This window comes from Legionella birminghamensis (genome assembly GCF_900452515.1).
Lineage (GTDB): Bacteria > Pseudomonadota > Gammaproteobacteria > Legionellales > Legionellaceae > Legionella_C > Legionella_C birminghamensis.
The window spans coordinates 1873613-1893281 of the sequence record NZ_UGNW01000001.1; the positions used below are offsets into that span (position 1 = coordinate 1873613).

The following is a 19669-nucleotide window of genomic DNA, read 5'->3' on the forward strand; positions in this document are numbered from 1 at the left end:
TCACCAATTTGGACAGCCCAACTTTTAGCTAGTTGTCTTTGCCACTCGGATTGTATTAGTACCTTTTGGCCTGAGCAGGAGCAAAGCTCCGTCTCGAAGGATTGACACCAAGCGAAGCCTTCGAGACGCCGCTAAAGCAGCTCCTCAGGTCGAATGGTTTGAGATAAAGCTGAACGATAACTATAACTATAGCTATCTTTAAGTTTAAATTGACTCAACTCATATTGCATTAACTTAATGGCACATTCACCTGCTTCAAACTCAATCAAATAAAAGCTGTTCTGCCCGTCTCTGGTACGCTGACAGGATAGAGAACCTGCATGCAGCAAGGCGAATGATTCCTGCTGATTTTTTTCCAGAAAACTTACATTAGCGAAATGCAAATGACCAGTACAAACTAAATGCACAGCAGATTTTTTCAAAGCCTCGGAAAACGCCCTGGTATTACTTAAAGGCCTGTGCAAGCCTTCAAAATGCTGGAAATTGTGATGAAAAAAAAGGATGTTCAACCGTTCGTCAGATACCTTAAAAAAGCGTTCAATTTTCATCAGGCTACTCGAGGATAATTTTCCATCCTTGATACTGTAAGGATTGACACTGTTAAGCCCAAGTATCCGCAGTTTGGCGTCTTCATAAGCGGGCTCCAGTGTATTATTAATAAAGCGCCTGTATTTTTCAAAAGGCGTTAAAAAGCGCTGTATCACATCAAAGGCAGGGATATCATGATTTCCGGGAACAAGTAATACTTTTCCAGGTAAACGGGAGATAAACGTACGCAGATCGTGAAATTGTCCTGATCTTGCACGATGCGTTAAATCACCTGAAATAATAATAATTTCAGGCAAAATTTCGTTGACTTCTTTCACAAAGCAATTAATTATTTCCTGGCGGTGCAGACCGAAATGAAGATCCGAAATATGGATAATTTTCATGAAGCCACCAACAGATTAAGAGAGTCAGGCAATAGCTTGTACTTTAGGGGTAAACTCATTTTAATGGCATCTCCATCAAGGGATACGATCACTTCTTTATATTTCTCAATAGTAACATCCAGGGGGAAAAGGCTGCAGGTTGCTACGAAATGGTTATTTCTTCCCATTATAATATCAAAGAGTTTAGCGATTTCTATTTTGCCATGCTTTAGATAGTAAAGCCCTAATTTATGATCATTAAAACTTTCACGCCCAAAATTGACTGGAAACTCCCAGCGATAACAATTATTACTGATCATGACAAAGGAGGATTTGAGACGTAAATTAATTTCCTTACCTGTGATATGCATGTGGTAGGTTTTGTGCGTGCGCAAAGTATGGAACAAACTGGGAATATAACCTAGCCATTTATTAAGACGTTTTGCATAAAGATCACGCTTTCTTGCAAAACGGGGATAAAATCCCACTGATGAGTTATTTATAAATACATAATCATTAACCTGGGCAAGGTCAATCTTTTTTACTGCAGGAGAACGCAAGACATTAACAAGTTCATCAATGCTTAATGCCAGCTTCATCTCCTTGGCGAAATGATTCATGGTTCCTAAAGGCAGAACACCCATTATCGTATCTGAATTTGCTAAATACTGGGCTGCGCTTCGAAGTGTGCCATCCCCTCCGCCAATTAGCACTAACTTATATTCGGACTGACATTGCTTGATTACTTTTTCAAGAGAATCAGGGGATACAGAAAAGAACTGGAAAAGAAAACCAGCCTCTTTCAGTTGAGACAAGTAAGACTCCACTTTTTCTGCATTTCTCGCTTTCTCATTAACGATAATGGCAAAATGCTGTGGCGGAAAACGAAGTAGATTCTCAGAAAGAGGCATGTTATTTTTTCGTCCTTGAAAACGTATTCAGCTAAACCAGGCTGGATTAAATGGCAAACCCGGTTCTCTTTACAACGCTGTCAATCTCCATCAAACATTCCAGCAGAGGCTTCATCTGATCCAGGGGCATGCTATTTGGGCCGTCACTCAGCGCCTTATCCGGATCAGGATGAGTTTCCATAAAAAGCCCGGAAATACCTGCAGCCACTGCAGCACGCGCTAACACGGGAACAAATTCTCTTTGCCCTCCTGAGCTTCCATTATTTCCGCCAGGCAATTGCACAGAATGCGTAGCATCAAACACAACCGGGCAATTTGTATCACGCATAATCTGCAAAGACCGCATGTCAGATACCAGATTATTATAGCCGAAAGTTACACCGCGCTCACAAACCATAATCTGTTCGTTTCCGCAAGCTTTTGCCTTAGTCACCACATGCTTCATTTCCCAGGGGGATAAAAACTGGCCTTTTTTTATATTAACCGGCTTGTTCATCGCTGCCACTTTCTGGATAAAATTGGTTTGGCGGCAGAGAAACGCGGGAGTCTGTAGCACATCAACCACGCTGGCGACCTCCAGTAAAGGAGTATCCTCATGAACATCAGTAAGGATGGGGACACCCACCTCGTTTTTTACTTTTTCAAGAATCATCAAACCTTGTTCAAATCCAGGCCCTCGATAGCTGTTCAATGAAGAGCGGTTGGCTTTATCAAAGGAGGATTTATAAATGAAAGGCAGGTTGAGCTGGCTGCAAAGTTCTTTTAAATAACCCGCAGTTTCCAATGCCAGCGACTCGCTTTCAATAACGCAGGGACCTGCGATAAGAAAAAAAGGGGCATTTAGTCCCGCCTCAAAACCACAGAGTTTCATAACTTATCCTTTTGTTGAGAATAGTTGCGTGCTGCGATGACAAATCCTTTAAATAAAGGGTGTCCATCGCGAGGGGTGGAAGTAAATTCTGGATGAAACTGGCATGCAACAAACCACGGGTGATCTGGCAGCTCAATCATTTCCACTAGCATACCATCCACTGAACGACCGGCAATAACTAACCCAGCCTCTGTTAACTGATCAATAAAATGGTTGTTCACTTCATACCGATGTCTGTGGCGCTCAATGATTTCACTTTTTCCATAAATTTTGCTGGCCAGAGAGCCGGGCTGTAATTGACATTGCTGAGCCCCGAGACGCATGGTACCTCCGAGATCGGTATGCTCGTTACGCAAATTAACCCTGCCATCTGCATCCATCCATTCACTAATTAAACCAATAACCGGATAAGCGGTTGATTGATTGAACTCGGTGGAATTGGCTTGTTCTAATCCCGCCACGTGTCGTGCATATTCAATAACGGCTGTTTGCATACCCAGACAAATACCCAGAAATGGAATTCGGTTTTCCCTCACATATTGGATTGCCTTGATTTTTCCTTCAATTCCCCGTAAACCAAAGCCGCCAGGAACCAGTATGGCATCCACATCAGCCAATAGCTCGATCCCCTGCGTTTCAATTGACTCCGCATCGATATATACGATCTCCACTTTGGTCTGTGTATGAATCCCTGCATGGCATAATGCTTCATTGATAGACTTGTAGGCATCATTCAGTTCGGTATATTTTCCAACCATTGCAATTTTTACTTTGCTAGTCGGAGCCGATTGCTTATCCACAACGGCCTGCCATTCGCTTAAATCAGCCTGCGGCGGATTAAGCCCCAGTTTTTTAACCACAATCTCATCCAGACCCTGAGCATGAAGAATCATGGGGATTTGATAAATACTCTTGGCATCCTCTAAAGAAATAACGCCTTCAGTTTCTACATTGGTGAAGAGGGCAATTTTCGAGCGATCAGTCTCTGATAACGCTTTTTCTGAGCGGCAGATTAAAATATCCGGCTGGATTCCAATGGAACGCAGTTCCTTAACCGAATGCTGAGTTGGTTTAGTCTTTGTTTCCCCAGACGTCGGTATATAGGGTACCAAAGTCAAATGGATATAGAGTGAATTCACAGCCCCGACTTCAATACGCATTTGCCGGATGGCTTCAAGAAACGGCAGGGATTCGATATCCCCTACTGTACCGCCAATTTCAATTAAGGCAACATCGAAATTATCGGCACCTGCCTTGATTGATTGTTTAATCTCATTAGTGATATGAGGGATCACCTGGACAGTTCCACCTAAATAATCACCCCGTCTCTCTTTCTTTATGACTGTTTCATAAATTTTTCCGGACGTGAAGTTATTGGATTTTGTCATTGTTGTCCGGACAAAGCGCTCATAATGTCCTAAATCCAAATCAGTTTCCGCGCCATCATCGGTAACAAAGACTTCTCCATGCTGGAAAGGGCTCATGGTGCCGGGATCAACGTTGATGTAGGGATCAAGTTTGATAAGCGTGACAGTTAAACCGCGTGCTTCGAGAATAGCAGCTAAAGATGCTGCTGCGATGCCTTTACCTAATGAAGATACAACTCCACCGGTAATAAAAATATATTTTGTCATAGTGACCCCGTTACGATGCTCTTACTCTTTATCGAGCGAGTTAAAATCTTTTGCATATAAACGGGATTTAATTTTAGCAAAAACCGCCTATAAATAACACATTTAATTGAAATAAACAGAATTTGACTTTGCCCTGCTCGACTTACTCCCGGATTGTTCACAGTATCTATGGATTATATAGGCTAACTAATAACCCAGTATTTTAAGTGGATTATGGATACTGCGGACAAGCCGCAGTGCCGCAGTACGTAGGTCAAGGGCAAAGTAGGCAAAACTCCTCAGTCCGACTCTACTCCAAATCGAGCAAGTGGCCTAGTTTCTGCTTTTTGACCTTCAGGTAATTTCTGTTAGTTTCTAAGGGAGGCACGATCACCGGTACACGTTCAGAAACCGTCAGTCCGTATTTCTCAAGGGCCGCTACTTTTTGCGGATTATTCGTAAGAAGCCTTAGCGTTTCAATACCGAAATATTTAAGCATTTGGTAAGCCACTGCATAATCACGGCTGTCAGCCGAAAAGCCCAGGCTGAGATTGGCTTCCACTGTATCCATGCCTTTTTCCTGCAGTGCATAAGCCTTCAATTTATTCTTAAGGCCAATCCCCCTGCCTTCCTGCCTTAAATAAATTAACAAGCCCCCTTCTTTGGCCAGTAAGGCCAGGGACTGTTTTAACTGATTTCCACAATCACATCGGCATGAACCGAATACATCACCGGTGATACATTCAGAATGCACACGGACCAAGGGGACTTTATTGGAATGTTCAGGCTTTTTCAGCAGTGTGAAATGCTCGAGTCCATCAATTTGGTTCTCAAATACAGTCATTTCAAAAACACCAAAATCCTGCATTGGAATAGATGAAGAGGCGGCAGGAATAACCAGATTTTCATGTTTGATACGGTAATCAATTAAATCGCGTACGCTCACCAGGGGCAGATCATGTTCTTTTGCAAAGAGCTCCAATGCGGAGAGCCTGCTCATTGAGCCATCATCATTAATGATTTCACAGATTACAGCTGCTGGAGTTAACCCCGCTAACTTTGCCAAATCAACACTACCTTCCGTTTGGCCTTGCCTTTCCAAAACCCCGCCTTCTCTGGCACGTAATGGAAAAATATGCCCCGGAGAGATAATATCTGCAGCACAGGCATCTGCTTTCACAGCAACACGGATAGTATGCGCCCGATCCTGGGCCGATATACCCGTTGACACCCCTTCTGCGGCCTCGATTGAAACCGTAAATGCAGTGCCATAAGGCGAACGGTTCCTGCTTGCCATCATCGGCAAATTCAGGCGCTCAATCATGTCAGCAGCCATCGGTAAGCAAATCAGCCCCCGGCCAAATCTGGCCATAAAATTGATTGCCTCGGGTGTAACATGTTCTGCAGCCAATACCAAATCGCCTTCATTTTCACGATTTTCATCATCCATAAGAATAATCATTCGCCCGGCTTTTAGTGTTTCTATTGCCTTTTCTATACTGGCAAATGTCGTCATTCGTTTACCTCTCTTTTTAATTGCAGCAATGATGAAAGCTGATGAGCAATAACACGGGTCAGATAGTCAAACTCGATATTCAGGCGCTGCCCAACTGACATATAAGGGAAAGTAGTATGTGCAACCGTATGAGGAACTAACATCAGGCTGACCCGTTCGTCTTCTACCTTGTTAATAGTAAGACTTACCCCATTTAAAGCGATACTGCCTTTAGGCAGCAAAAAAGATTTTGCGGGAATATTGAAATCATCGACTGTAAGCTCCAGACAATCCCCAATGGGCTTGATGGATGTAAGTGTCGCCTGGGCGTCAATGTGCCCGCTGACATAATGCCCTCCGAACCGGGTGGTAGGCAGCATGGAACGTTCAATATTGACCTTATCTCCAACCACCAACTCACCAAGGTTGGTTACAGCAAGCGTTTCGGCAGAAACATCAAAGGCACACTCTACTCCATGATTGGGCAGCAAAGTCAGGCAGACACCATTGATAGCAATGCTCTCGCCCGTTTGAAGATTGGTTTCAGGCATTGATACTACCAGACGACGAGCCTGGTTATGTTCTACATTCGCCTTCACTTCGCCTAAACATTGTATTAATCCGGTAAACATTATTCCTCCTGCCAGTCTATGCATGCTATTACATTGTCACCCGCAATTTGCCAGCTGATTGAATAGCGTCGCGACTGAAAAAAATTTTCGCCGTGGTAGGCGGAGGTCGCTTCATGGCCAAGAAAACCGGGTACAATATAAAGATAGCTGCGCTGGGTTAATTTTTGTTCGTGAAACATTGAAAATAGTTTGCCGCCAGCTTCCAGCCAGATATCATGGAAACCCCAGAGCCCCAACTGATCAAGGACATAATTTAGGTCAATCTGCCCTTCAATTATAGGCGCAGAAAAATAACTGCAATTGGGGTTTATGTCAGCTGGCGTATGCTTTTCGTCATGAAAAATGTAACAGTGTTCAGCAGATGAAAAAATTTTTGCATCCTCAGGGATACTCAGTCTTGCATCGAGAATGGCGATTTTCTTTTTTTTCTCATAGGAAGGCATCCGAGCCGTGAATAATGGATCGTCCTTAATCACGGTCATTGCCGAAGTTAATATTATATCGGTATGAAGGCGGTTAAAATGCGTAAAGCGCGAGCATTCTTCATTGGATAGCTGGACGCGCGCCCCTTTTTCCCCAGCAATTTTACCGTCTAGCGTATGAGCAATTTTAGCGGTTACCCAAGGACGACCTGTACGTGTCCAATAACTATAACTTTGGTAGAACTGGTCTATTTCCGCCATTGGCCAATGAATTACTTCAACCCCTTTTTCCTGCAATATTTGCGTGCTGTCATTGGCAGCAACTACAGGATTAGGATCTTTATAGGCAAAAACCACTCTGCTGATGCCGGCTTCGACAATTGCGTCTACGCAGGGCGGGGTTCGTCCCCAGTGATTACAAGGCTCCAGGGTAACATACAGACTTGCACCCCTTGTCTGTTCGGTCATTTGCTGGAGTATTGAGCGTTCAGCATGGAGAGAGCCGACACCTTTATGGTAATCGGATGCCAATATTTTACCATCTCGCACAACAATTGCGCCAACACTGGGATTAGGTGCGCATATTCCGCGCCCAATCCATGCTTGTTCAAGAGCGGCGATCATATATTGATTGTGCATGGTTAGATCGAAGAGTTAAAATCAGACATCATATCAAGAACTTCTATTTTTTAGTAGTCTGTGAATAACAGTATACTGTAAATTCAGGCCAGATACCTATAAACTGCAGTCTGGTATAAAGTGAAAACGATGTCCCATTAACAGCGAGAATCCTATGAATGGAAAGTCGGGCAAATGTAAGCGCTTAATTTCCCAATTGTTACTGATAGCGACAGCCTTTTTCCTGCCGCCCGCAATTCATTCAACTTCGGGAGTAACGCCCTATTCTACTGAAGAACTGGAGGAGCTCGAAAAGCAATTTGTGCAGCAAATCAATCAATCAGAAAGCATTGAGAGAAATCCATTGGCAAGCCAGTATATTAATCATATCGGTAAGCAACTGGCTAAATTCGCAAGAATACCCACCCCCTACTTCTTCATAGTTAAATCAAGCGAAATCAATGCCTTTGCCGGCCCGGGCGGTTATATTGGCATTAACACGCAGCTTATCCTCTCTACTCGAAATGAAAGTGAACTCGCGGCCGTAATGGCGCATGAAATTGCTCACGTGCGTTTGCACCACCTATATCGTCTGATTGAGCATGAAAAGCAGATGCGCATTCCCATGCTCGCTGCGCTCCTGGCTTCAGCAGCGCTTGGTGCGGTAAACCCTACCCTGGCCAGCGGCGCCATGATGGCTTCACTGACCGGTTTTGCGCAGGATAATATCAATTTTACCCGTGCCAATGAAAAGGAAGCGGATCGTATCGGCATCGATATGTTGATAAAAGCGGAATTTAATCCGCAGAGCATGGCTGATTTCTTTAAAAAAATGCAGGAAAGCTCGCGCTATTATTATACAGCCAACGTTCCCGCTATTCTGCGAACCCACCCTTTGGATGAGGATAGAATTGCCGAGGCCGAAAACCGTATACCCCGGTCGGCTAACAAGCAGTATCCAGACAATCTGGATTACCGGCTTTTTAAAGAGCTAATCCGAACGTCTGTAGCAAAAGATAATCGCCAGTTACTCGATTATTATCAAAAAGAATGCACCCGGAATAATTCACCCGTAGCTTGCCAGTATGGCCATGTACTGGTGTTGATCAACCTGAATCAGTATCAGCAGGCTGAAACCCGTTTACAGCCGCTGTTAGCCGCAGACAAAGATAATCTTTTCTATCAGATAGCCATGGCCCGTGCTGAAACTGGCAATAAACAATACCAAGAAGCCTTAAAACGCCTGCAGGAGTTACAAGGGAATTACCCAGATAATTATGCGGCGATGATGGCGCACGCCCAGGGATTAATTGCTGCAGGCGATGCAAACAAGGCAACCGCTATTTTACTCAAGGGCTCACGCATGTTTAAAAGAGATTTACCCCTTTGCGAGGAATTAGCCCAAGCTCAATCAGCTTCTGGGAAAAAAGCCTATGCCTATTTTACTGAGTCCCAATGCCAATTATTGCAGGGCCGTCGAAGGGATGCTTTGCGGAAACTGCAGTTGGTTAAAAGCATGGCAGCAAATGATAAGTATTTACTGGCACGCACCAATGCCATGATTGATGATATCCAGTTTATGCTTTCTGACTAACAAATGCCTTGGATCGTCTGCAATTCAGTTTTCAAATTAAAAATATAAGGAAATATTTTTATGCCCAGTGCCTTTAGGGATGGCAAAACCCCAGTTGTGAGCCACGAGCAACTTAAAAGTAAAATCAAAGCAATTACCCTTGAAGAGGACTATAAATATCTCTCAGCAACCCAGATTTTGTGGTGGGAAAAGAAGCGGGTTCTTGATAGCATTAACCGCTACCTGGAACATCACTATTATCTAAGCCGCATTCCTGAAGAACAACTCCCCAAAGGATTAGAAAATCTTCTAGGTCAGCGAAACAGCAGGATTGCAAGGCTTGCTCATGATTATATGAGTATGCCGCAAAGTCCTGCCAACTCTCTTTGCTATAATGTGGCGAGCTATCTGGAAACTTTAACAGGAACTAATCGATTCCAGATTCTTATACCCAGTATTGAAAATTTTAATAATGACAGAGATAACTCAGCACCTAGACATGGCAAAATGAGGCTGCATGAGTTCGTATTAAGTGACGATAGAAAACGAACAATAAATGTATTTAGCTGTTTAAAGCATGCTCGTCTGACAAATCAGCTGGAGCATACGGCCAAAAACCCCTCAGGCGAATTTGACAAGCTGAGCCCAACAGAAACACAGCGAGTTATTTACCATTCCCGATACACCGCATCATATTACACAGCCTGTCAGGCCTATCAATTGGCAGTAAGCAAACAAAGCAAAGCCTGCTATTGGCTAAGTTTATTAGGTAATGAACTGGCCTCTAAATTAACTCTGGAAGAGTTTGTCAAGCGTATTCATAAGTTCTGGAAATGGTTTGCCTGTATTAATAAAAATATCCAGAGTGCTCTTCTCGAGAAAGGTTTAGGCAAAATAATTCCAGGAATAAACGAGGATCTCGGTAGTTACTACTGGTTAAATTGGCCGGATAGAGCGATTTCAGCTATTGAACGTTTTATAAAAGATCAGGCTATATTGAGCGAAGCTTATGAGATGACTGATGAAGAGCAAAAGGCGAGTTTGAATTGGTTTGCACAGGCATGTGACAAGGCGGAGGAGATCCTCAGAAAAGGGTTGGCATCTGCGGACTATGTTGTGGACAGATTACCCTCAGCTGGTGCAAAGGAAGCCGAGGAGCAAATTGCCCGCAATATTATTCAGGAATTCTGTCCCAACGAAGTGATTAATTTTTCGTTGATGCTAGATGCGCATGCATTCACATACTATCTACCTTTTCTGGCTGAACAAGTACTGTCACAGATCAAACAGAGCTATGATTTTTTTGAATACTATCGTGAATACAGGCAAAAATTAAACTTTCTTCCAAGGCTCATCGAACAAATGACTTCAGACATAAAAACAATGCCGCAATTTCTCGTGAGCATTTTCTGTGAAGTCAATTGCCCAAGCCTTGATCGCATTGAAGAGTTTTGTCATTCCCTGGACGATTTAAAGCTGTTGGTCAGTTGCCCGGTCTTAAGTGGAAACTGGAAGCACAAACATCTTTTAAATGCTGCAGCCACACCCCAATGTTGCCAAAAAATAGGATTAAAGAGGTAGTCATAAATAAGTGTTCTTAACATTAAATTGGCTTCATGTGGGCCCCGCGGTCGATGCCGCGGGGATTCGGCGGTCGCAGCCGCGGGGATTCGAAGAGGGTATGCTTCTATATCGGAGGGATGTACTAATCCAGGCCAAATTTCTTCAGTCGATACCGCAATGTGCGAAAGCTGATGCCAAGAAGCTTGGCTGCGGCGGTTCGATTCCATTTGGTTTTTTCCAGTGCCTTTAATATCATTTCTTTTTGGTGCTCATGCAACGTATTATCCAAATCCTGATAACGGGGTTCAGCTTCGTCCTTAATGCGCGGCGGCTCGGATCGTGGAAGGTTTAAATCGCTGGCAAAAATGGTATTGCCTTCACAGAGCGCTGTTGCCCTTTCCAGAATATTTTCAAGCTCCCTGACATTTCCAGGGAAGTGATGAGACTTTAATACTGCAATCGCTTTTTTATCGAGACCAATAGATTTTTGTTTATGATTAAGGGCGATTTTTTTTAAAATATGATTGGCCAGTAAGGGTATATCATCCATCCTATCCCTCAAAGGCGGCACCCGCAATTCAATCACATTGACTCGGTAATACAAATCCTGGCGAAATCGTCCTGAAGTGATTTCTTCCTGCAAGCTCTTATGGCTTGCACTTAGTATACGCACATCAACCGGAACCTCATTATAATCGCCGACTGGCTTGATCGCCTTTTCCTGAATGGCACGCAATAACTTTACCTGCATCGCCAGGGGCAGCTCAGCAATTTCATCCAAAAATAAAGTCCCGCCATTTGCGGCCACAAACAAACCAGTTTTATCGGCAATAGCCCCGGTAAAACTTCCTTTTCGGTGTCCAAAAAACTCTGATTCCATCAACTCAGAGGGAATAGCACCGCAGTTTACTGCAATAAACGGTTTTTCTGCGCGGGGTCCCTGATGATGAATTAATTGGGCAACCAGCTCCTTGCCAACGCCAGACTCCCCCAAAATAAATACAGGCGCCTGGCTTCGTGCCAATTTATTAATATCCTGACGCAAGTTCTCAATGGCACGGCTTTCACCAATTAAATGGTCACGCGGAAAAACGGAAGTGTTATCCTGCATGTGCAGCGCGGTGCTGACCAAATCTTTTAGCATCTGCAAATTAACGGGTTTTGAAATATAGTCAAATGCGCCTGCTTTGAGCGTATTGACAGCTCCTTCAACATTTCCATAAGCAGTGATAACCGCAATAGGGATATGGGGTTTATGCTGCTGCACGAACTGGACAATGTCTATGCCGTCCCCATCAGGCAAACGCATATCGGAAAGAATAAGGGAATAGTCATTTTGCTTGATACAAGAAATTGCCTTCTGATAGTTTTCCGCTATATCACAGGATAACTTCATTCGTCTTAAGGTAAGACTCAAGAGCTCACGAATATCAGGTTCGTCGTCCACTATCAGTACTGTCGTTTTATTCATAATGCAGCCCTGCCTGATTCATTGTTATTATAAATACCGCCCCTTTGGCCGCTGGTGAAAGTGTCAGGCGTGCGTTATTCATTTCGCAAAGATCTTTCGCCAGATAAAGCCCCATTCCTAAGCCTGTTCTGGTGGTAGTAAAAAAAGGCTCAAATACATCGTGTCTTAAAGAATACGGAATTCCTATTCCAGTATCCGAAATACTCATTTCGGTGTGACGGCTGCTATGACTTACTTTTATTAGTATATTAACGTTGCCAGATTCCTCCCTTCCATGCTTGATTGAATTATCGCATAAAATAATAAGAATTTGTTCCAGTTGGCTTTTATCGAAATAAACCAGGGCATTGGGCTCAATATTTAAAATAATTGAGCAGGGATGCGAAATCATGAAATCGCTGCGGAAACTCTCTAAAAAAATATTGAGATCAATGGACTCTGGTTTGGACGGCTCTCCCCGGGATAACTGTAGTACATTCTTTATGGCCTGATTCATACGATTGCAATTGTTAATAATTAATTGTTTTAAGCGGCTATCTTCTTCATCCATGCAACCGCCCTCTCCCATTAATTGTACCGCATGGGAAATTGCGCCAAGTGGATTCCGTAATTCATGGGCAATACTGGCGGAAAGCCGACCTAAAGAAGCCAGTTTCATTTGCTGTGCCTGTTGAGTAATCAGGGAAAGATCTTCTAGAAAAATGAGAACAGCCGTTCTGGTGTTCCCATTGACCGCAAGAAAATTCACTTTCAATGGCGGATCTTCAAGCATCGTTTTCCATGAGTTACCCCCAAACGTCAACTGCTCAGTAAAACTCCTGTATTTATTGTAAAGTTCAATCGATATTTCTGGTAAAAAAAACAATTGCTCGTGGTTTTTTTTATTAAAAAAATGCCTTGCCGCAGTATTAATCAATTCAACATTAGAATCTTCATTGATATAGATGACTCCAGAATGAAGCCGTTCAACAATATATTCATTAATCTGTTGAATATTCTGAAGCTTTCTACTGCGGCTTTGTGCAATGATTTCTGTCAACTGGACACGATGAGCCAAATACCAGGCTGTTAATGCGGTGGCAAACAAACCCGCTCCATGGACACCGCTATTAAAAATATCATTGGTACTGCTATCTAGATAAACATACTCAAGAATGTGGATACCAAGCAGCATACAGCTTGCAATTGCAGCAAAAAAAATGGCTAATCGGCCAGGTACCAGCATACTTAGCATAGCCACATTAACGTTAAGCAATATACCGAGACTGCTGCCTATTTTATTAAAGGAGTTGATTAATAAAGACAAGATAACAATATCAATGATTCCGCCGATAAGTACCTGCTTTTTGAAAGTAACTTTCTGTTGATGGTGGAGATAAAAAAAATAAATGGAGAATAGCAGGTAAAAAGCGAGGATGCCCAGGTATATGGACAGTTTATATTCCAGTGTGGGTTTTAAATATATTGCTAATAATAAAAATAAGAGAATACACAAAACCCTGAGACTGTTGTAAACGCCAAGAACATGCCATTGACGGAAATCCGGTTTGCTTTGCAATCCCTTGCCCCTTCTTTAGTTAAGCCATAGCAATTGCGGTTCACTATTTAATTATTATAAATAGAAATGCCAGGAAATATATACTTGCATTAGTGAATCAGTGTGAGTTATGTATTAGGATGGATTGTGAGATTTGGCGGGATGGAGCCCGCGGGGTCGAAGCCTGGAAGATCCTCACAAAATTTCACCATCTTATCAGTGCCTACGTACCGCGCTTTATGCGCGGTAACCATATATAGGATGGTGTATTGTAATACTATTTATTCATCAGAAACATTGCATGGATACCGCGCATAAAGCGCGGTACGTAGCGTTTTTCATATACTTGATATAGTTATCCTTCGATAGTTTTTCGATTTTACTTATTCGGCTGGTTTTGACTCCCTGATAGCAAGATAATCTTTGGCAAACATCGCCTGCCGCTGGCTGAGTTGCTGGTCGACTTTCTGAATCCAGTCTCGATTAGCTTCTTCGGAGTTATTGACCGATTGAATCAGCTCGGAGCCCATTCCAGATCCATAAGAAAACAGAAGCGACTTACTTTGTTTATCCGTATGAGCCAGCGCATGGGCAAACATAATCCATAAACTGGCCGTGTAGGCATTACCGCAACGCTGGTTCCAGACCATGAATGGATTAACGCGGGTTTCGTATAAGTTATTAATTTGATCAGTATTGAGCCCCAGGCTTTCCCCCACTGCGTAAAAGGCCTTAAAAACCATTTTGGGAAAGGGGACATGGAAGCATAATGCACTGTATTGATTTAATACTTCCAGTGGATCTCTATCCTGTACCAGTTTTTTATAGCAGGAAACAGCCGCTTGTTTATAGCACTCCAGACTGTACTGCCCATTTACTTCCGGATAATGTTTATCCAGTGGTTTCCAAAAATCAAATACAGGTTCACTGTATGCAATCGTTTGGCCGGCATTAATGGTAGCCAATCGATCCGGGCCTACTATAAAAGCCACAGCTCCTGCACCCTGTGTAGGCTCGCCAGGATCATTCTGGGCATACAAGGCTTCATCAACAGCAATAACTAAAGCTACCTTTTGTTTATCCGGATTAGACTGATACCATTCTGCAGCCTGCAATAGCGCCAACGTCCCGCCGTAACAAGCATGCTTAACTTCGTATGATCGCACATAGCCCTGAATTTTAAGTTCAGAAGCTACCCAGGCGCTCAAAGGACGGCTGTAGTCGACAGGGGTTTCAGTGCCTACTGCAATCATGGCAATGTCTTCCACGTTTCCTCCCCAGCTGCTGATTGCATCCTGTGCCGCCTGTATTGCCAGATCAATCACGGTGCATTGATTTCCGCAAAGTGCCATTTCATTCAGCCCAAGGCCTTTGGTATACTTTTCCGAATCAACCCCGCGTAACCTGGCTAACTCACTCAGGTGCATATAAAAGGGAGGAAAGCTTATTCCGAGACTTGTTATTCCTACATTTGATGAACTCATGTCATTGCTCATTGATAAACAACGTTGTACAACTATAGCCCATTTTTTTATAAAATTCCTTCCCCTGATAACGAATAGCTTATTTCTTTTTTTGAGTAATTTTAATGATCTCAGCTAACGAACAGCCTCTATCGATCGCCTCGGCAACCCAGATTCCCACCTGGTGGTGTGCTTCACGAAAAGGTATGCCCTGCATCACCAGGGTTTCCAGAACTGCTGTGGCATCAAGATAGCCTGAATGCGCCTTTTCCTGCATCAGTTTAATATTGAACTGCAGACTTTTCAGAAAAGGATTCATCACATCCAGGCAGGCAATAACTGTATTGCAAGTATCAAATAAAGCCTCTTTATCCTCCTGCATGTCTTTATTGTAACTTAACGGTAAACCCTTCATAACGCTTAACATAGCCAGCAAATGCCCAAATACACGCCCGGATTTACCGCGAATCAACTCAAGAACATCAGGATTTTTCTTATTGGGCATGAGTGATGACCCAGTCGCAAACGCATCATCAAGGAATACAAAATTAAACTCCTGAGTGGCCCAAAGAATTAAATCTTCGCACATTCTCGACAAATGCATCATTAAGATGCTGACCACGCTGCAGAGTTCAATAACGAAATCCCGATCACTGACGGCATCCAGAGTGTTGCCAATGACTCCATCAAATCCCAAATGGCTTGCCGTCCAGGCCCTATCCAGAGGAAGGCTGCTTCCTGCCAGCGCCCCTGCACCCAGGGGGGAATAATTCATCCGCGAGCGCCAGTTAGCCAAACGGCTTTGATCACGCTCAAACATTCCCTGATAAGCTGAAAAAAACTGCCCCAGCTTGACAGGCTGGGCTTGCTGCAAATGCGTATAGCCGGGCATCCAGTCACTCTCATGCTTTACAGCCAGCGATTTGAGGCAGCTAATTAATTCCTCTAGAAGTAATTTGATATGCTGACCAGCGTCACGTGCATACATCCGCAAATCCAAAGCGACCTGATCATTTCGGCTTCTACCAGTGTGTAATTTTTTTCCTGTATCACCGATTTTCTCAATGAGCAAATGCTCAATAAACATATGAATATCCTCATATGTTTCATCAACAGGATGCAGGCCCTTCTTTATTTCCTGCTTAATGGTCTCCAAGGCGTTGCAAATTTGCAGGGCTTCTTCCTCACTTAGAAGCCCTTGCCTGGCCAGCATGGATGCATGCGCCTGGCTGCCAATGATATCCTGTTCGAACAAAACCTGATCAAAGCGGATAGAGGCATTAAATCGGGCAATCCGCGGATCAATAGGCTTTTTAAACCGTCCGCCCCAAACTTTACTCGTCATTTCCAGCTCCCTGATGAACCATCCCATAGACCTTGGCAGACAAAGAAAACAAATTAATGAAACCTTCTGCATCTTTCTGGTTGTAAATACTATCCGCCTCAAAAGTAGCCAGACCAGGATGATGCAGACTATAAGGGGACTCCATGCCGCAGGGTATAATATTACCTTTATATAATTTCAGATTGACTGTACCGGTTATATGTTCCTGAGTAACCTGTATAAATGCGTCCAGCGCTTCACGTGTCTGTGAAAACCAGCGCCCTTCATAGATAAGATTGGCGTAACTCTGCTGTAAGGACTGCTTAAGATGCAGGCATGTTCGCTCCAGACACAGACTTTCCAGCATTTTATGCGCTTTATACAAGACTGCTGCCGCTGGTGCCTCATATATTCCACGAATCTTCATACCTACCAGCCGATTCTCAACCAGATCGGCAACTCCAATTCCCTGAAGACCGGCTATTGTATTTAACTGCCCGAGTAACTCTACTGGCTTTAAACGCTCGCCATTCAATTTGACCGGAACCCCTTTTTCGAAATCAAGACTAATCCACTCCGGCTGATTAGGTGTTTGTTCAATTGGAGTCGTCATTAGCAATACATCATCCGGCATACCCGCAGCAGGATCTTCAAGAACCCCGCCTTCATGCGAAAGATACCAGGCATTATGATCGCGGGAATATGGGGCTTTTGGAGTTACAGGCACTTCAATTCCGTGTTGATTGGCATATTCTATGGCTTCTTGCCTTGATTTGATTTCCCAATGCCGCCATGGCGCTATAATTTTGAGTTCAGGGGCCAATGCTTTAAACGTAAATTCAAAACGAACCTGGTCATTTCCCTTCCCTGTCGCGCCATGGGCAACGGCGTCTGCCTGCTCTTTCAAGGCGATTTCTACAAGCTTTTTCGCGATTAGCGGCCGGGAAATGGTACCCAGAATATATTGATCCTCGTAAAGTGCTCCGCACTGGACCATCTTCCATAAATACTTGGTTATGAACTCCTCCTGAACATCAATCAGGTAGGCTTTACTGGCCCCGCTTCTGATCGCTTTTTCTTTAATCGCTGTCAGATTTTCCTGTTGGCCCAAGTCACAAATAACGGCAATAACTTCGGCATTTTTGTAATGTTCTTTTAACCAGGGGATCATCACTGATGTATCAAGGCCGCCTGAGTAGGCTAAAACGATTTTTTGTACGCACTGTTCCATGGGTTTTCCTCTAGTAAAATTGCTTTAAAAACAAAACAGGATTTTTGATTGTGGCAGGCTGAATATCTGCTAGCAACTCCCCCGCTTTCAAAAGAATGATTCGGTCGGCAATACCGGTTAAAAAATCCAGATCATGTGATGCGATTAACATACTTACCTTCAATTGCCTGACAATATTTAATAATTCCGATACCTCACTGGTATTGACTACATCCAACCCGGATGTAGGCTCATCGCATAGCAACAAATCGGGCTGCATCATCAATGTTCTTGCCAGGGCTACGCGCTGCTGCTGGCCACCCGAAAGCCGTGATGGATACATATTCATTTTTTCAGAGAGACTTAAACTTTCAAGTAACTCCTTAGCCTTGGCAGTATGATTATCGGATGGGTAATGCAGGCGAGGGGCATAGATCAGGTTATCCAGAACAGTCATGTGTGGGAATAACTGAAAATCCTGAAACATGAAACCTGTTTTCCCATGGACAGTGATCGCACCTGAATCGGGATTTTCCAACTGCTGAATACAGCGAAGCAAGGTGGATTTACCGCTGCCGGAAGCGCCGGCCAAACCAACAATGGTATTGGGCTTAACACTAAAGCTTAGATCATTGAATACCTGAAGGGAACCGAAACTCTTTTTAAGCTTATGAATGTGCAGCATAATAACCTCTTTTTTCCAGCCAGCCGCCGGCAAGCTCGATAACCAGCACTAAACCATAGTAATAAACACCCGCAATGCATAAGGGAATGAAATAGGTGAACTGTTCCGCTGCTACGGTCTGGGAACTGCGCATAATATCCATTCCGCCAATCGTCGATATCAGGGCTGTTTCTTTTAATAATGCAATCATTTCGTTCATAATAGCGGGTAAGGTATTGCGCAGAACCTGCGGAAAAATAATATCCTTCCATAAGTAAAACCCTTTGATCCCCAAGGTTTTTGCCGCCTCGAACTGCCCTTTAGGCAGGCTTTCGATTCCAGCCCGGAATAGTTCGGCAAAATAGGCAGAGCTATTTAAACCAAAGGCAATAATGCCTGCCGTTAAAATACTTGGATGCAAGCCAGTCACACCTGGCGCTGCAAAATAGATTAGGCTCAACTGCAAAATTAAGGGGGTGCCGCGAAAAATAGAAATAAAACCTTTCACAAAGTAAGAAAGGATTGATTGATGACGGCCAACAGCCCATACCATACCTAGTAAAAATCCAATACCAGCTCCCCCTGCCAACAGCTTTAATGTCAAGGCTGCCCCCTGGCCAATTAAAAGTATTGTGTGGTTGATTTCTGTCATTGTTGACTCTCCAGCCACTTAGCCTGCAATCTGGCAATTTCCCCTTTTTTCTTTAATTGTTCCAGAGCGTCGTTGATTTGAGCGGTTAAAGGGGAGCCTTTAGGCAAAGCAACTGCATATCCTTGCCTGGATTTCCCCAACAAATGAAATGCTAAGCCTGGATTTTTTTTGCTAAAAACCAGGGCTTGCGCGGCATCCATAACAACAACATCAAGGTAATCACCTTTTAATGCTTCAATTGCCTGGTTATTATTATCAAAGGCCGTTATTTGTGTCGAAGCAAACTGTTTGTGCACCCAAATATCCATCACACTGCCTAACTGGACCGCAATTCTTTTATCCTTTAGCTGGTCAGTGCTAGTAACGGGTTGACTAATTTTATAAACAGCCGCCATTCCCTCAAAATAATAGGGATTGCTGAAATCAAAATTTTTCTGACGCGCTTTAGTGATGGTTAGTGTCGATATGGCTGCCTCGTCTTGTCCTGTAGTTAGAGCAGGCAGTACCGTACTGAATTGCATATTATCGATAACCGCTTTTTTGCCCAACTCTTTCGCAATCAGATGAGCGAGTTCCACGTCAAAGCCTGTTAAATGATTGTTACTGACAAATTCAAAAGGAGGATAATCAGCGGAAGTCGCGAAATGAATCTCATTATTATCCTCCTGTTTACAGGCGGTTAAAAGAAGGGAGCCTGCAATAAGGCTTAGGGGTAGTAGATACTTCATAATGATTATAT

Annotated in this window: 17 protein-coding genes; 2 read left to right on the forward strand and 15 right to left on the reverse strand. The window is 43.5% G+C overall.

Translation table 11 applies throughout. The features are described from left to right. Positions 1 to 131 precede the first annotated feature (131 nt). From DYH42_RS07985 to ribD, 7 genes are all read right to left on the reverse strand, one after another. Positions 132 to 932: a metallophosphoesterase family protein gene (locus DYH42_RS07985; protein WP_058522700.1), complete on the reverse strand. Its 801-nt coding sequence runs from the start codon at positions 930 to 932 to the stop codon at positions 132 to 134. Next, the gene (locus DYH42_RS07990; RefSeq protein WP_058522699.1) at positions 929 to 1822 is read right to left on the reverse strand and encodes a diacylglycerol/lipid kinase family protein; all 894 of its coding nucleotides are present in this window, start codon (positions 1820 to 1822) and stop codon (positions 929 to 931) included. The genes DYH42_RS07985 and DYH42_RS07990 overlap by 4 nt, the downstream gene beginning before the upstream one ends. Before the next feature lie 46 nt (positions 1823 to 1868). Beyond that, a complete protein-coding gene (gene kdsA, locus DYH42_RS07995; protein WP_058522698.1) occupies positions 1869 to 2693 on the reverse strand; it encodes a 3-deoxy-8-phosphooctulonate synthase in 825 nt (274 codons plus the stop codon). Next, positions 2690 to 4327: a CTP synthase gene (locus DYH42_RS08000; protein ID WP_058522697.1), complete on the reverse strand. Its 1638-nt coding sequence runs from the start codon at positions 4325 to 4327 to the stop codon at positions 2690 to 2692. The genes kdsA and DYH42_RS08000 overlap by 4 nt, the downstream gene beginning before the upstream one ends. Before the next feature lie 289 nt (positions 4328 to 4616). Further along, positions 4617 to 5822 (reverse strand): bifunctional 3,4-dihydroxy-2-butanone-4-phosphate synthase/GTP cyclohydrolase II, encoded by a 1206-nt coding sequence (locus DYH42_RS08005; RefSeq protein ID WP_058522696.1) that lies wholly within the window; start codon positions 5820 to 5822, stop codon positions 4617 to 4619. Further along, positions 5819 to 6433: a riboflavin synthase gene (locus tag DYH42_RS08010; RefSeq protein WP_058522695.1), complete on the reverse strand. Its 615-nt coding sequence runs from the start codon at positions 6431 to 6433 to the stop codon at positions 5819 to 5821. Before DYH42_RS08010 ends, DYH42_RS08005 begins: the two co-directional genes overlap by 4 nt. Then, positions 6433 to 7494, reverse strand: a complete 1062-nt coding sequence (gene ribD / locus DYH42_RS08015) for a bifunctional diaminohydroxyphosphoribosylaminopyrimidine deaminase/5-amino-6-(5-phosphoribosylamino)uracil reductase RibD (protein ID WP_058522694.1) — start codon at positions 7492 to 7494, stop codon at positions 6433 to 6435. The genes DYH42_RS08010 and ribD overlap by 1 nt, the downstream gene beginning before the upstream one ends. Before the next feature lie 154 nt (positions 7495 to 7648). Here ribD and DYH42_RS08020 point away from each other — a divergent pair, with 154 nt between their 5' ends. Together DYH42_RS08020 and DYH42_RS08025 are read left to right on the forward strand one after the other, a co-directional pair. Then, entirely contained in the window at positions 7649 to 9067 is a 1419-nt protein-coding gene (locus tag DYH42_RS08020; RefSeq protein ID WP_058522693.1) for a M48 family metalloprotease, read from the forward strand. A gap of 60 nt (positions 9068 to 9127) precedes the next feature. Then, positions 9128 to 10627: a hypothetical protein gene (locus DYH42_RS08025; RefSeq protein WP_058522692.1), complete on the forward strand. Its 1500-nt coding sequence runs from the start codon at positions 9128 to 9130 to the stop codon at positions 10625 to 10627. Positions 10628 to 10751: 124 nt separating this feature from the next. Here the strand turns inward: DYH42_RS08025 and DYH42_RS08030 are convergent, their stop codons facing one another. The 8 genes from DYH42_RS08030 to DYH42_RS08065 form a co-directional block, all read right to left on the reverse strand. Beyond that, complete coding sequence (locus tag DYH42_RS08030; RefSeq protein WP_058522691.1) at positions 10752 to 12080, reverse strand: sigma-54-dependent transcriptional regulator; 1329 nt, start codon at positions 12078 to 12080, stop codon at positions 10752 to 10754. After that, positions 12073 to 13638, reverse strand: a complete 1566-nt coding sequence (locus DYH42_RS08035) for a sensor histidine kinase (protein WP_058522690.1) — start codon at positions 13636 to 13638, stop codon at positions 12073 to 12075. The genes DYH42_RS08030 and DYH42_RS08035 overlap by 8 nt, the downstream gene beginning before the upstream one ends. A gap of 362 nt (positions 13639 to 14000) precedes the next feature. Then, positions 14001 to 15101: a hydroxymethylglutaryl-CoA synthase family protein gene (locus DYH42_RS08040; protein ID WP_058522689.1), complete on the reverse strand. Its 1101-nt coding sequence runs from the start codon at positions 15099 to 15101 to the stop codon at positions 14001 to 14003. Positions 15102 to 15180: 79 nt separating this feature from the next. Continuing rightward, positions 15181 to 16425, reverse strand: a complete 1245-nt coding sequence (argH, locus tag DYH42_RS08045) for an argininosuccinate lyase (RefSeq protein WP_058522688.1) — start codon at positions 16423 to 16425, stop codon at positions 15181 to 15183. After that, positions 16415 to 17635, reverse strand: coding sequence for an argininosuccinate synthase (locus tag DYH42_RS08050; RefSeq protein WP_058522687.1), 1221 nt, complete (start codon positions 17633 to 17635; stop codon positions 16415 to 16417). Before DYH42_RS08050 ends, argH begins: the two co-directional genes overlap by 11 nt. A 10-nt stretch (positions 17636 to 17645) precedes the next feature. Beyond that, positions 17646 to 18299: an amino acid ABC transporter ATP-binding protein gene (locus tag DYH42_RS08055; protein ID WP_058522686.1), complete on the reverse strand. Its 654-nt coding sequence runs from the start codon at positions 18297 to 18299 to the stop codon at positions 17646 to 17648. Next, entirely contained in the window at positions 18283 to 18930 is a 648-nt protein-coding gene (locus tag DYH42_RS08060; RefSeq protein ID WP_058522685.1) for an amino acid ABC transporter permease, read from the reverse strand. Before DYH42_RS08060 ends, DYH42_RS08055 begins: the two co-directional genes overlap by 17 nt. Then, positions 18927 to 19658, reverse strand: coding sequence for a substrate-binding periplasmic protein (locus DYH42_RS08065; RefSeq protein WP_058522684.1), 732 nt, complete (start codon positions 19656 to 19658; stop codon positions 18927 to 18929). The genes DYH42_RS08060 and DYH42_RS08065 overlap by 4 nt, the downstream gene beginning before the upstream one ends. Positions 19659 to 19669: the final 11 nt, after the last annotated feature.

Coding starts and splice junctions, on each gene's coding strand:
- DYH42_RS07985 (WP_058522700.1), bottom strand. CDS start 932: ATGAAAATTATCCATATTTCGGATCTTCATTTCGGTCTGCACCGCCAG.
- DYH42_RS07990 (WP_058522699.1), bottom strand. CDS start 1,822: ATGCCTCTTTCTGAGAATCTACTTCGTTTTCCGCCACAGCATTTTGCC.
- kdsA (WP_058522698.1), bottom strand. CDS start 2,693: ATGAAACTCTGTGGTTTTGAGGCGGGACTAAATGCCCCTTTTTTTCTT.
- DYH42_RS08000 (WP_058522697.1), bottom strand. CDS start 4,327: ATGACAAAATATATTTTTATTACCGGTGGAGTTGTATCTTCATTAGGT.
- DYH42_RS08005 (WP_058522696.1), bottom strand. CDS start 5,822: ATGACGACATTTGCCAGTATAGAAAAGGCAATAGAAACACTAAAAGCC.
- DYH42_RS08010 (WP_058522695.1), bottom strand. CDS start 6,433: ATGTTTACCGGATTAATACAATGTTTAGGCGAAGTGAAGGCGAATGTA.
- ribD (WP_058522694.1), bottom strand. CDS start 7,494: ATGCACAATCAATATATGATCGCCGCTCTTGAACAAGCATGGATTGGG.
- DYH42_RS08020 (WP_058522693.1), top strand. CDS start 7,649: ATGAATGGAAAGTCGGGCAAATGTAAGCGCTTAATTTCCCAATTGTTA.
- DYH42_RS08025 (WP_058522692.1), top strand. CDS start 9,128: ATGCCCAGTGCCTTTAGGGATGGCAAAACCCCAGTTGTGAGCCACGAG.
- DYH42_RS08030 (WP_058522691.1), bottom strand. CDS start 12,080: ATGAATAAAACGACAGTACTGATAGTGGACGACGAACCTGATATTCGT.
- DYH42_RS08040 (WP_058522689.1), bottom strand. CDS start 15,101: ATGAGTTCATCAAATGTAGGAATAACAAGTCTCGGAATAAGCTTTCCT.
- argH (WP_058522688.1), bottom strand. CDS start 16,425: ATGACGAGTAAAGTTTGGGGCGGACGGTTTAAAAAGCCTATTGATCCG.
- DYH42_RS08050 (WP_058522687.1), bottom strand. CDS start 17,635: ATGGAACAGTGCGTACAAAAAATCGTTTTAGCCTACTCAGGCGGCCTT.
- DYH42_RS08055 (WP_058522686.1), bottom strand. CDS start 18,299: ATGCTGCACATTCATAAGCTTAAAAAGAGTTTCGGTTCCCTTCAGGTA.
- DYH42_RS08060 (WP_058522685.1), bottom strand. CDS start 18,930: ATGACAGAAATCAACCACACAATACTTTTAATTGGCCAGGGGGCAGCC.
- DYH42_RS08065 (WP_058522684.1), bottom strand. CDS start 19,658: ATGAAGTATCTACTACCCCTAAGCCTTATTGCAGGCTCCCTTCTTTTA.